We start from the raw sequence: 12,846 nt of genomic DNA on the forward strand, positions 1-12,846 counted from the left end.
AACTAATTATTACAAATATAATGACTTTAAGTATAAAACAGCCATGAATAGTGGCTATAGATAACTGAAACAGTACTAGTTACAGAGTTTAAGCTAAGTAAAGGATTCGGCGAACGCAAGCCGATAGAGTAACCTTAGGCACCTCAATTAGAATTCCACCTTACTCTCCTTCTAGCATAGTTAGAATTCACATTAAACAAAAGGTAAGGTGGAGTTAGAGAGTCAATGACATTAATTTGACCATGATTAGCTCACGGTTAATGCACTAACACTTACAAATTAAACTTTTTGGCTAATAAGGTTTTTAATCGTCGTCAGCATTTCTTTTCGCACATGCGCAAGTTTAGGCTTGTCTTCGAAAGGAATTGGGCGACATAACTGCATAGTTTTTACACCTAATCGAGCTGTTAGCATACCTGCACCGAGTCCTTGTGCTAAACGCCCTGAAAGTTTTCCAAGCAAATCAGCACCTATCATATCACTGCCAAAATCAGCAATTAATTCACTAGCTCCAGCATAGACCATGTTAATAAACACTTGTTTAATCAACTTAATACGGCTCCAATATCCTAATTTTAAACCATACAAACCTGCGACTTTATTTATCATCCTAAAGTTTCGCCATACAATAATTAACATATCTATAATAGCAACAGGACTAAGAGCAACTAAAACCACAGCTTCAGTTGAAAATCGTGCAATTTCAGCCATCGCTTTCTCATCAACTTTTGATAATACCGACCGTGAATAAAGTTGTAATAGTTCGCTATCTGAATATTGATCATTTAATGCATCCTGCCAAACCTGAGATTTTTCATTATCCGAGATAAGATCGCAAGGGAGACTTTCAGTTATTTTTTGACAAAAGTTTTCTACATTTAACGGCTCTGATGAAGATCCTTTTAAGCTATCACTCCTTAGCAATAGCTGACTTGCTTCTTTCTTTAATACTTCTCTGCGTCTAAATTGCCTTAATTTAGACCACTCACTAAAAACCGTAGAAGACGTAATAATGATTAAACAAGATAAAATAACAGCATAAATACTTGTAATAATAGGCGATTTTTCAAAACCATTAATAAAAAAATCAACCGCCTCCACTCCAATAATGACAGTAAGTAGAGTAAAAACTATGCGCCATAACCAACGAGGGCGGCTTTTGTTATTTTCTAAAGAAAGACTATCTGATGAGCTATTTTTCAGCACTGTCGGCAGTTCACTAACCTCATCGATAGGTAAATAATCTTGATTATCAAAAATGACCTGTGCGCCACTTTCAGTTTCTTTTGCCTCTTGAGAGCTCTGTTGTTCTGATAATTCGCTCTCAGAAAAAAGAATTTGTTGCTGATGATTTTCTTCATCAGTTCTATTATTTATTTGGGTCATATCATTTTATCTGCTAACAAAAATTGTAATACTTGATCCATACGAATATGCGGTAAAGGCTGGTTTTTTTTCAAACCATTCATAGGGAGAAAATTGATAAAGTTAAAAGCACACGCTTGCCAAAATTCTTTTTTTGGTAAATGTTCTGGAACAGAGCCAGGAAATAATGTAATTTTTTCCCTCGTTTTTAGCGTAATTTCGTCATTTAATGAGCTTTGATTAGTGCTGCTATGATCTGTATAGCCTTGAATAACGGAAACCTGCTGTCCTTTATGGAAACTTTTACCTGAAGTGGTACTTTTCACTGATGCTATCGCGAGCGTTTTCATTTCAATAGCTTCAAAATTTAGGTTATGTTTACTTTGAAAAATCAACTCATTAAATAGCGACACCATAGGTGCATGTTGTTCACCCGTTACGTGATCTGCCTTGGTCGCGGCAAAAAGTAACTTATCAATTTTTGGAGAAAATAAACGCGAAAACAAACCTGATTTACCATAACTATAACTTTCTAAAATCATATCAATGGCTAGTTGTAAATCTGCAAAGCCTTCTGCGCCACCATTATTAGAGCATGAGTTTAATGGCGTCAAACAATCAGCTAAAACAATTTGTCGATCAAATCGTAAAAAGTGCTGCCGATAGAATTTTTTAACCACTTCTTCTTTATACTCAATAAATCGGGCTCTTAACATCCCAATAAAACTATTATCACTGGCATTCTGGTAATCATTTCCATCAATATTTGTTAAGTTTGGAAAAGGAAAAAATTCTAAAATAGGTGCTCCAGCTAATTCAGCAGGTAAAATAAATCGTCCTGGTTGAATAACACTAAGCCCTAATTGATAACGAAATGCGTGCAGTAAGTCAGTGTACTCTTTAGATAATTGCGCTAATAACTCCTCATCAGCTTCATCAAACGGATCTATACTAGCAACCTTGGTTAGAAAGCCCTGAGAGAACTCTAGACGCGGTGACGCTGTTAATAAGGCATGCGTTTGTTCAGACCATTGCTCATAAGTTTGTTTGAGCATAGGTAAATCAAGTAGCCACTCTCCTGGGTAATCAGTTATATCAAGCGTAAGTGTCGCCATATCAGCGGCATACTTTAACACTGATTTCTGAGGTTGATAACGAATAGCAAGGCGTAATTCACTAATACCATGGGTTGGTTCAGGCCATGAAGGAGGTTCATTAGTGAGCGAAGTTATTGCTTTATCATAATCAAAACGTGGAATTGATAAATTTTTTTGTGGGATGCGTTTAGCAGCAATAAAATTTCCATTATGCACAGGATCAAAAAAGCTTAGTTTACTGTTATTCCCTTCAGTAATAAGTTGATTAACTAACGACGTTATAAACGCTGTTTTACCACTTCTACTTAAGCCTGTAACCGCTAAGTTGATATGTTGATCAAACGTACGATTGAGTATTTCACCGGCTTTATTTTTTAATTTATCTAATCGTTTGATAAAGCTGCTCCGCATATTCTAGATATTGACTAAATGAATATCTAGAATAATGGTCAAAGTACAAATCATAAAGTGATTTTATCATAATCACTTTTTTATAAAAATAACAGTTAAATAGTACGTATTTAAAATTATCCTTTAGCTATTTAATTGAAACTGATTCTTATCAAAAGTTTGATGTAAAATAGTTTACATGTCTTTATTTTTAGTTGCTTGAATTGCCCAGCATAACTTACCCAAATCGTGCTCAATTAACGTCACGTTAAACGAGTTGAAGTGATTTTTTGCCGTTGCTTCTATTTGATTAACATCCAGTATTGAGAAAGCAGCATCAACTTGATCCTCTAAGCGTTTTCTAAAAAATAACGTATTGGCTACTATAGTGGCAACGCTTTCTCTATCAATATGCTTCCAGTTCATAATGACAGGTACTAACTCTTTGGCTAGTAAGTTGAACCAATCTAATTGCGCTTGGTCATTACAAGCACCCTGTAGCTCTTTAAATAAGGTTAATAAATCTTTATTTTTTTTCTGAAATTGAGTTTGCTGCGCTAATGTTGGGTTATTTTTGTCTTTAATTGTTTCACATAAGTTTGCAAAATCTTGTAAACCATCTAATAAGCCGTTGTTTGCTGATAATCTATTAATGATATTAATACCAACTTTACAATCGTCGGTAATAAATGATGATTCATGATGAATTAAAGCGATAAAACTTCCATTAGGTTTTAGAATTCGGTTAACTTCTAATATTGCAGCATTTTGCGCGGCATACTCAAAGCCAAATTGACTAATAACAGCATCAAATTCTTGGTCTTTAAAAGCTAATTTCTCTGATGGCATGTCACCATAAAACTTGATATTTTTAAGGGTATTATAAACAGAATCTGAAGAGGTAAACTTAGAAAGAGGGTTAATAACTGCGGCATCAGAGCCATAAACAGTAAAGTGAGGATTAAATTCTTTGGCTAAAACAGCAAGTCCACCATTTCCTGTCGCTATATCTAATATTTTTGCTGAACTAGGGAGTTGTTGAAATTTATTATGCCAGTAATCAGCTATTACTCCAACGTATCCTTGCTTGTGCTCTCCTTCTGCAAAACTATTAAGTGACTTTGTTGATGACCAATAAGTACTCCAATGTTGCATTTTCTCTACCTATCAAAAAAGAAAAGGTGGGTATAATACCCACCTTTATTTTAGTACAACTTTTAATTAACTAAAAGTTCATGCTAACTTATCTTTAGAACGTTTGAGATAAACGTACATAAGTAACACGTCCATAAGCGTCATATAAGTCGAAGTTATAATTACGACCATCGTAGCTGCTTAACTGTGGTTCTTTTTCAAACGCATTTTGCATACCAATCGAAATTTTAGTGCCTGTTGATAAGCTATAAGTTGCTTGAAGATCATGCGTGATCCAAGTAGCAATATTACCAGTACGCTCAACACCACCACCATCTACTTGTGTTACATCTTCATACTGAGAACCAATCATGTTCATGTTCCATGTTAGGTCTAAGTTATCCCATGAGTAACTGTTGCTTAGTGTAGCACGTTGTTGTGGTTCACCAGTATCTTTAATAGTGTTACGACCACCATCAATAACGCTCTCAAACTGATGACTAAACTGTAATGTTTGTCTTAAAGTACCAGCATTACCAAAATCAAAAGTAGTATTTAGGTTTAAATCAAGACCACTGATTTCCCATTTACCTTCATTTGCGTAACCTTGAGTAATTAAATCAATACCACCATTAGCTAAACGAGTTACACCTAAACCAACAGGAATTGGGTCACCTGTTTGCTCACGAGTAAGAATTGTTTCTGAACCGAAGAAACGGATCATATTTGCAATTTCAATTTCATAGTAATCAGCAGAGAAGTTTAACCAATCAGTTGGCTGGTAAGCTAAACCTAAAGAGATTTGCTTAGAAGACTCAGAACCCATTTCAGCATTAGCAAGAGTAATTGCACTTACTTGAACATCACAACCTTCTGCTAAACCTAAGTTAAGACATGATGGATCATCTGAAACACTTGGGTTATCAGGCGCTGGTTTCTGAGTAAGAATATCTAGTGTTGGCGCACGGAAACCTTCACCGTATGATGCTCGTAGTACTAAGTTATCAGTTGCATCATATTTTACAGAAACTTTAGGAGAAAAATCGCTACCGTAATCAGAGTAGCTATCATAACGACCTGCAACTGTAATCTCTAGATCTTCCATTACAGGAAGTAAAGCTTCAAAATAAGCACTCTTCAAATTACGACCACCACCGGCACTGTTACCAGAAGAACCACCAACTTGACCAGCTTCTGATAATGAATCATAAGTATCAGAGTAGTCTTCTTTACGATATTCAGCACCTACAACAGCTTGTAATGTACCGCCATCCATTTCCATTACATCAAATGCAACAGAGCCGAAAACTTCTTCTTGTTCAAACGTACCAATACGTGATGTAGTTACATTTAAACCAGATAATAATGTAGCATACTCACTTTTCTCTGCATCAGTAGTAAAACGAGTGCCGAATGGGTCGTTAATCATATATGCACCGCTATCAATAGCAACACGAGCATTAGAACCCATTAAGTAACCGCGACCAATTTCATAAGTTTTAGTTTGGTTTTTACGTACACCAAAATCAACAAAAACATCACCAATGCTACCTTCAACACCAACTAAAAAGTCAGTTGACCAGTTATCAACTTCATTATCACGGTTACCTAACGCAGCAAAACGATGACGGAAACCAATTTCTTGAGCACCTTGGCCTGTAGCAGATGGTTCATAAAATGGGCTATCTGGGTTAGTTGGGTTATTTGGGCTATCAGCAGACATAAATGCGCCATCACCAGCATCATTTAATGTTGGTGCATAACGACCAAACGACTTAGTTTTTGAGATTAATGTATGAGAAAATATTTTCCAGTCATCATTAATTTCATATTCAGCTTTTAGGAAGCCAGATGTGTTACTTGTTGATGCTTCGTTAGCATTTGTGGCGTTAAAGTTATATGCACAAAAGTCATCACCAGCCATAAAGAAATCTTGTAAGCCGTCACATTCTGCAGCAGAAAGAATTGAACTTAAACCACCCGCATCATCTTCACTTAAGTAACCTGCTGGTCTTGTCCAGTTTGCACCAAAACTTGACGCACCTGGTTGAACCCAATCGTAAGCATTTTCATAAATAATGTCACGGCTATTCCAAGAAACACCACCAATAACAGAAGCTTTATCAGTTGAAGCACCAAATACAGCAGAGCCCTCTTCACGGTCGCCACCTTCTTTTGGTAAACTAACGTCTGAAGCACCTAAACGTAACTCAGCACCAGTAAAGTTTTTTCTAGTGATAATGTTAATAACACCGGCAATAGCATCAGAACCATATACCGCAGAAGCACCATCAGATAATATTTCAATTCTTTCTACCGCTGCCATAGGGATAGAGTTTAAATCTTGTGAATTACCTGTTGATGGAGATTTAGGTAAACGACGACCATCTACTAAGATTAAAGAACGTTCAGAGCCTAAGCCACGTAAGTTAACTTGAGAAATACCTTGCGCAGAACTACCTGATTGTGGACGGAAAGAACCTGCAGAGTTAAAACTAGTATTACGTAATAAATCAGATACTGAAGTTTGACCTGAGAAATCAATTGCCGCGCGGTCAATAACTGTAACAGGGATTGAACCTTCTAAATCGGTACGCTTGATACGAGAACCTGTTACTGCAATTCGCTCTACTTCTTCAGCGCCGTCTTCTGCAGAAAATGCTGACGTTGAAATTGATGCTGTTGCCGCAGCACCAAACATCATAGCTAGACGAATTGCCTTAGCTAATTTGCTATTGTTATACATGTTTACTCCCTGGATCACATTTGTGATTGGTTTGTTATTTGTTTGTTTTTTATACGTTTCGAGACTATTTTGCCCCGTAAACTTTTTTGAACGAGTCGTATGACCTGATCTGTCGCTTATGATATTAAACGGTATCAGCTCATACCGTCAATACCATTTATAACCATTTGGTAAGGTTTTTCACATTCAGACATATTAAGTAACATAAAAAAAAACAGGAAAAACAGAGAATTCAACAATAAATCACTATAAAACAGTTACTTAATGGCATTTGCTTTTATTATTGTTTTAACTGAACCTTTTCATAAAAAGATAAATATTATTTTAAATTTTAAAAATAATATTTATCACCAAGAACAAATAACAACTTAAAAACAACAACTTAAAACAATGCCATTTATTTATACCTAATTAATCAATTCCAAATATTTCCATCCAAAATAAAAAATAACATAATAAAATCAACAACTAAAAACAATAAAACACCCAACTGTAAATATATGATTACAAAAGCCAACTTTTTCTTCTTAGCTTTTATAAGGGTTAGTAATATAAAAGACTTATTTTTATAAAATCATTCCCATTTCAAGTGCTACAATGACAATGAAATTTGCTGCGGCTCTTACACTAGGTTAAATAATGAACTCTATTGAGCGTTTGTCTGTGTTACTAGAAACACTCGAAGCGAAAGCTAAACAAACAGATATACAAAATACACAACGCAAAGCACACCGTTTAATTGAAAATAACAATTTATTTTCATCAACGCTATTTGTTAGTCAAAGTGATCAATTTATTCCATATATAAAAGAAACTAAACGAAAAATATCAGAATTTTCTCGTTTAGTTGCAGCCAATAAAGTAGAGCTTTCAAGATTAGTGTTACTACAAATCGAACAGCAAATATCTGCTATATCTATTGCATTACAATCAAATGCTGTGATGCACCAGGCTGCCACCTTAAGTTTTGATGCAAACAAAAAAGTTCGTATAAAAAAAGCAAAAGAAAAACAAGCGAACAAATACAGCGCACTCACTAAAAACATTATGTTAAATAGCCATCAGCTGTATCAAAAATTAAACGAACATCATGAATTTGAACGACGTTTAATGGATATGCTTAGTGAGCGAGAAAATGCGCGGTTACGGTGTAAAAACCATGAAAGCGAAAAAATATCAATGGAAGTACTTGCTTTACATCAACGCCTTGGCCGTTGTCGTCAAGCAATTTCAGCAATTGAACGTGATATAGAGTTTGCTGAAAAACGTTAAAATTTATTACCTTATTTCATACTAATAAGAATGGCATATAAATAAATCTAAGGTTAATATTAGAGACTAATAAATTAATAATAAGAAGGCAACTATGAAAATATCTGATGACATCCATAATTATTATGAAAAATTAGTAATGCAACATTTTACTTTATCTAAGTTTGATGAAAAATATGATGAAGATTTTATTGCAGATCTTACATGCGTTGTATTAAATCAACTACCTACTCGTTATATTCGTCATGAAGTTGATATGGCTTTTTACTTGCCTGCATCTGAGCGCTTTGAAATGGAATCAAAAGTAAAAGTGGCCATAACAAAATCTCTTGAATTTATGAATATGCAACACTCAAATAATGATTAAATTTAAAAATATTAATATAGGGAAGCGAATCTAGGTATTGACGATATAAATATGATCCTTTATTAAATTAAAGTTAGCTCAAAGATTTAACGCTCTTATATCTGTAAAATCCCCACTATAACCTAATGTTTAATAACACTTCTAGCTCTGAATTAATTAAAGCATCAACCTAGCCAGTTGTTAATTCTTAGGTTTAAAGGTTTTTTCCCACAAGCTAACTTGATTGCGCCCTAGAGATTTTGATTTAAAGAGTGCTATATCTGCTTGTTCAATTAATTCTGATGGTGTTTTAGCATTAAATTTAATGGAGGCAACACCAAAACTACAGGTAACAGAAATATTGTTAAAGCTACTAGCCTCAACCTTTTGACGAATATTTTCAGCAATATCCATTGCTTGCTCTTTTGGAGCTCCAGGTAAAACAATACAGAACTCTTCTCCACCAAAACGTGCAACAATGTCATTTTGACGCACACTATTTTGTAGAATATTAGCGACAGCACTAAGCACAGAATCTCCCGTACTGTGTCCATAACTATCATTTACTTCCTTAAAATGATCGATATCTACCATAAGAATGCAATATTCACTAAGCCTTGTAGTATCGACAAAATCTCTATTCATAAAATCAAATAAAATTCGACGATTATAGCAATTAGTCAGTGGGTCGCGAGCTGCTAAATAATCTAGTTCTTTATTTCGTTTGTTTGAATCGACAAACCTTTTATATATAAATAATACGGCAAGCAAGCAAATAACCAATAACGAAGCTAATGCAACACTGGCATATTTATTTTTAGTAAGCTCTAATTCAGAAATAATTCTTGCTTGCGCAGCTATTTCAATTTCAGTATTTTTCTTAAGTAATTGAAGCTGATCAAGTCTTACTTTTTTCTTTAACGATTTCAGCTCTTCTTCCATTTTATGTGAATACAAATTAGCTTTAGCTAAAACTAATTCTTCTTCCTCTCTTTCATCTTGAATAACTTTAGATAGTGCTATTTCATTTTCAGCATAACCTAATGACTCTGCAATATTCCCTCTTCTCTTTTCTAATTTTCTAAGCTCTCGATAGGCATATAACGTCTGATATTTTGTGTTGATTTTAGTCGACAATTCTAATGATTTTTTTAGTAAACTAACGGCTTCATCACTATTCATATCACTAAGCAGCGCTGCCAATGGTGTTTGCGCTTTAATTTGATATAACTCATTACCTCCTTTAATCGCTTGCGCCAACGATTCTCTATAATACGCTATAGCCTGACTATTCTCTTGCTGTGCTCGATAAATATTGCCGATGATGCGTGCCGAAGTGGAGCCTTTTAGGTAATCATTTTCCTTTTGGTAAATTTTATAAGCTTTTTTCGCCATAACATGAGCAGATTGATACTTTTCGTCATTTAAATCAATCACTGCCAACTCTCTTAATGCTGAAGCAAGCGTTTTTGTCTCAATCTGTTCTTCAGGCAAATCAATAGTAAACTGATAAAACGAACGGGCTTGTCCGAATTGCTTCAATCGAGTGTATATAAGACCCATTTGATTGGATGCTTTTCCCATACTGCTAAAATCTTTAATTTTAGTGAAGTACAGGTAAGCCTCATAAATAGCGGTCAACGACTTTTCATATTGACCAATATTGCGATAAATTATGCCCGCGCCTATCAGCGCTTTGGCACGCCCAGCAGGATCCTCGATTTGCTCATGTATTTCTAAACCACGGACTGAATATTCTAACGCAACAACGTAGTTTTCAAGGTAGCGCTCCGCCTCTGCAAGTGTATTCAACGTACGTGCCATTAATTTTTTATCTTGTAAAGCAGTAAATACATCTAACGCTTTTCTATAAAAAAATGCCGTTTTTTCTCTATTCCTCAGTCGTTTGTACGACTGAGCTAGATTTTTATAGGTTTCGCCAAGATGTCTTTGTACAATTTTATCATCTGCTTTAAGATACTTTAGCGCTTGAGAATATTGCTCAATAGCATCGTTATAGTGCTTTTTTTCATAATAACCAGCTCCTTTGGTTATGAGAATAAGCGCTATGGATAAATCTTGTTTGGATTTTTCAGCTAAAGGAAGTAATTCATCAAGTATTTTATTTGCTTCATCATATCGTCTAGCCAAAATAAGCATAGTAGCATAATCAACCGAAGAACTAATTAAGCGCTTATTCTCATTAATTTTTTTGTAAAGAATAGTAGCTTCTAAAAAATGATATAACGACTGTTCAATATCTTTTGAGTCGCGCGCCAGTTCGCCTAATAAATAATGTGAATGTGCACTCAAACGATGATTTTTATTATTTTGCGATAACAAGAGTGCTTCGTTAGCTAATGCCGTGCTTTGTTTTTTATCTTTATATTTAAGTGATTTGGCTTGCTTTAAAAGCGCTAATTCCGGTGAGTTATCAGTATATTTATCAATAGTAGAAATCGATGAGTTTTTTTCTGCTGAGTAAGCTGTATTAGAACAAAAAAGTAGAATACCAACTAAAAATAAACATATTGTGTACTTACAAATTAAACAATAATGTTTTTTAAAAATCATTAAAATATAAAAAGGCTCACTCTGCCAAGTAAAAATAACCGAAGGTAATCGATTTAAAGTAGAGAACAGCATCATATATGATCGCCTAAATCTTACCCGTTAACAGGGCTATCCATAATTATGTTAATCGATAAAGTATATATTGTGTGATGTCGAATTAACACTCTAAAAATAAAAATGCTTATATAAATTTTATTTTTATTCATGAAATTGAACTAATTACGAATATAGTTTCACTACTTATGAATTGTGAATAAGCAACTTCAGTGACTTTTACCACTTAATGATGAGGAGTTGATATTACTTATGAGTTATTTGAAATTGAATTTCTCGATTTAACCTGAATATTTTTGCCTCTTGCTTCATACCTCCTCATTATTTAAACGCATAATACTAACTTACCTGAGCTCAGCTTAAAAAATTTATTTATTGAAACTCAACATTTAAAATACAGCATCAAACAAAATATGACTGACTTTTCTAAAGGCTTCTTTTTTACAACGTGTTCTTAAAGATTTCCAAGATGAATTATTTCGATAGTAATAAATACCATTGCGGATGTATAAATGAGGGATATTTGCTGACTTCATTGTAGCACCAATTGTAGCAGTTACGCTTTTTTGTGGTGTAAGTCATTGAATTTCTTAGATTGGGTGGCAACCCTAATAGCCACACCTCGGCACATGAGTCGTCTGCTGCGGTTGCTTCCTTCCGGACCTGGCCGAGTTCACAGAGTATCATTGCGAGGGGACCAAAAGGGTCACCATAATGATCTTAAACAAAGATAAATATTTAGATTGCTTAAGTGGCGCGAATTATCGCTAATCAAATCGATGTATGCAAGCACTACTTAGTTATTTTCTAAGAACCTTATACTGCTTGGGTGTTTTTTGTGCAAACATCTAAATATTAACCTTAAACACTCTCTTTTTAGTAAAGTAATTGCTATTAATGTAAATTGATTTTTTACTTCCTAATTAACACCATTTTTTTGTTGAGCCAACTTCTCATGTATCTCTAATAAAATAGATTTTATTACTAAAAGGTTTTCCTTACCTAAGCGCAATAATAATTTATCCGAGTCAGGTAGTGCTTCAAGCTCAGGATCTGCAAATTTATACATAACACTTGGGTGAACCAAGGCCATTGATGATTTAGGTAACTCCATATCCAAAACCCGTGTAATGGCGTCTTGTAAGGTATTAGTAAAGTCATCTTCATAGCCTAATTCACTGTAGGCTTCATTTACCAATGGTTTTATTTCTTCATACCACTGAACTAAGGTGTCACTGTCCATCGAACGAAGTAAATCAACATACAAACTAAAACGTTCGCTAGAGCTCTCGCTCCATTGCAAAACATCTTGTGGTGCTGCTACCACCCCTCCATTTATATTTTGTAAACTAGCGCTATCAGCTTCAGGTGAAAACTTTATCTTAGGCAATATAAATGGGCTATGCTCGTAAGCAACGATTCCCTGCGCAAAGTTATCGGTAAAGACAACAAAACGACGAATCATATCTTCACCAACAATAAGAGTAAGTAACTCTTTTCGCCAAGTAATTTCTGGTAATTTCACTTTTAACCAGTCATCACTCTTATCCAAAGATGGTAATTGCACTTCTACTGGCGCGACCTCTTCAACTATCTCTTCAATTTCAAATGGCTCTGGCTCTTGTACTGGTTCAGTTACTATCATTTCAGGCTCTGGCTCAATAACGGGTGTTGGCATCGGCTTTTCAACAACGACAACAGGCGCCGGTTTATTGCCGGTATATTGCCATGCAAAGCCAATAGCAATAATGACAAGGATAATAAAAACGATAAGAGTCCAAGGTGTTTTTTTGAAAGTACCTTGAGAGTTGTCACCTGGAGATTGATTTGAGTTGTCCATGTTCACCTTTACTTATTTGTTATTTACT

General features: G+C 34.7%; 9 protein-coding genes and 1 other RNA gene. 2 read left to right on the plus strand and 8 right to left on the minus strand.

Features of this window, described 5'->3' with window-relative positions; translation table 11 throughout:
- Nucleotides 1-279: 279 nt before the first annotated feature.
- From Q4496_RS07860 to Q4496_RS07875, 4 genes are all read right to left on the minus strand, one after another.
- Entirely contained in the window at nt 280-1,386 is a 1,107-nt protein-coding gene (locus Q4496_RS07860; RefSeq protein ID WP_303610198.1) for a YcjF family protein, read from the minus strand.
- Nucleotides 1,383-2,873 (minus strand): YcjX family protein, encoded by a 1,491-nt coding sequence (locus tag Q4496_RS07865; protein ID WP_303610199.1) that lies wholly within the window; start codon nt 2,871-2,873, stop codon nt 1,383-1,385. Before Q4496_RS07865 ends, Q4496_RS07860 begins: the two co-directional genes overlap by 4 nt.
- Before the next feature lie 174 nt (nt 2,874-3,047).
- Nucleotides 3,048-4,007 carry a class I SAM-dependent methyltransferase gene (locus Q4496_RS07870; protein WP_303610200.1) on the minus strand — a complete coding sequence of 320 codons (960 nt, stop codon included), beginning with the start codon at nt 4,005-4,007 and terminating at the stop codon, nt 3,048-3,050.
- Between the two features lie 94 nt (nt 4,008-4,101).
- Nucleotides 4,102-6,732 (minus strand): TonB-dependent receptor, encoded by a 2,631-nt coding sequence (locus tag Q4496_RS07875; RefSeq protein WP_303610201.1) that lies wholly within the window; start codon nt 6,730-6,732, stop codon nt 4,102-4,104.
- 639 nt (nt 6,733-7,371) lie between these two features.
- On the opposite strand from Q4496_RS07875, the gene priC reads away from it, so the two are divergent.
- Together priC and Q4496_RS07885 are read left to right on the plus strand one after the other, a co-directional pair.
- Nucleotides 7,372-8,004 carry a primosomal replication protein PriC gene (gene priC, locus Q4496_RS07880; protein WP_215973291.1) on the plus strand — a complete coding sequence of 211 codons (633 nt, stop codon included), beginning with the start codon at nt 7,372-7,374 and terminating at the stop codon, nt 8,002-8,004.
- A gap of 94 nt (nt 8,005-8,098) precedes the next feature.
- Nucleotides 8,099-8,371: a late competence development ComFB family protein gene (locus Q4496_RS07885; protein ID WP_215973292.1), complete on the plus strand. Its 273-nt coding sequence runs from the start codon at nt 8,099-8,101 to the stop codon at nt 8,369-8,371.
- 180 nt (nt 8,372-8,551) lie between these two features.
- Here Q4496_RS07885 and Q4496_RS07890 read toward each other — a convergent pair whose 3' ends face one another.
- The 4 genes from Q4496_RS07890 to Q4496_RS07905 all read right to left on the minus strand — a co-directional run bounded on the left by Q4496_RS07890 (nt 8,552) and on the right by Q4496_RS07905 (nt 12,818).
- A complete protein-coding gene (locus tag Q4496_RS07890) occupies nt 8,552-10,999 on the minus strand; it encodes a diguanylate cyclase (protein WP_303610202.1) in 2,448 nt (815 codons plus the stop codon).
- Nucleotides 11,000-11,367: 368 nt separating this feature from the next.
- Nucleotides 11,368-11,514, minus strand: coding sequence for a hypothetical protein (locus Q4496_RS07895; protein ID WP_303601383.1), 147 nt, complete (start codon nt 11,512-11,514; stop codon nt 11,368-11,370).
- A gap of 70 nt (nt 11,515-11,584) precedes the next feature.
- Nucleotides 11,585-11,681, minus strand: an RNA gene (gene ffs, locus Q4496_RS07900) — signal recognition particle sRNA small type.
- Nucleotides 11,682-11,897: 216 nt separating this feature from the next.
- Nucleotides 11,898-12,818 (minus strand): DUF3014 domain-containing protein, encoded by a 921-nt coding sequence (locus Q4496_RS07905; protein WP_215973320.1) that lies wholly within the window; start codon nt 12,816-12,818, stop codon nt 11,898-11,900.
- Nucleotides 12,819-12,846: the final 28 nt, after the last annotated feature.

The organism is Colwellia sp. 5_MG-2023 (genome assembly GCF_030547795.1).
Taxonomy (GTDB): domain Bacteria; phylum Pseudomonadota; class Gammaproteobacteria; order Enterobacterales; family Alteromonadaceae; genus Colwellia.

Coding starts and splice junctions, on each gene's coding strand:
- Q4496_RS07860 (WP_303610198.1), bottom strand. CDS start 1,386: ATGACCCAAATAAATAATAGAACTGATGAAGAAAATCATCAGCAACAA.
- Q4496_RS07865 (WP_303610199.1), bottom strand. CDS start 2,873: ATGCGGAGCAGCTTTATCAAACGATTAGATAAATTAAAAAATAAAGCC.
- Q4496_RS07870 (WP_303610200.1), bottom strand. CDS start 4,007: ATGCAACATTGGAGTACTTATTGGTCATCAACAAAGTCACTTAATAGT.
- Q4496_RS07875 (WP_303610201.1), bottom strand. CDS start 6,732: ATGTATAACAATAGCAAATTAGCTAAGGCAATTCGTCTAGCTATGATG.
- priC (WP_215973291.1), top strand. CDS start 7,372: ATGAACTCTATTGAGCGTTTGTCTGTGTTACTAGAAACACTCGAAGCG.
- Q4496_RS07885 (WP_215973292.1), top strand. CDS start 8,099: ATGAAAATATCTGATGACATCCATAATTATTATGAAAAATTAGTAATG.
- Q4496_RS07890 (WP_303610202.1), bottom strand. CDS start 10,999: ATGATGCTGTTCTCTACTTTAAATCGATTACCTTCGGTTATTTTTACT.
- Q4496_RS07895 (WP_303601383.1), bottom strand. CDS start 11,514: ATGAAGTCAGCAAATATCCCTCATTTATACATCCGCAATGGTATTTAT.
- Q4496_RS07905 (WP_215973320.1), bottom strand. CDS start 12,818: ATGGACAACTCAAATCAATCTCCAGGTGACAACTCTCAAGGTACTTTC.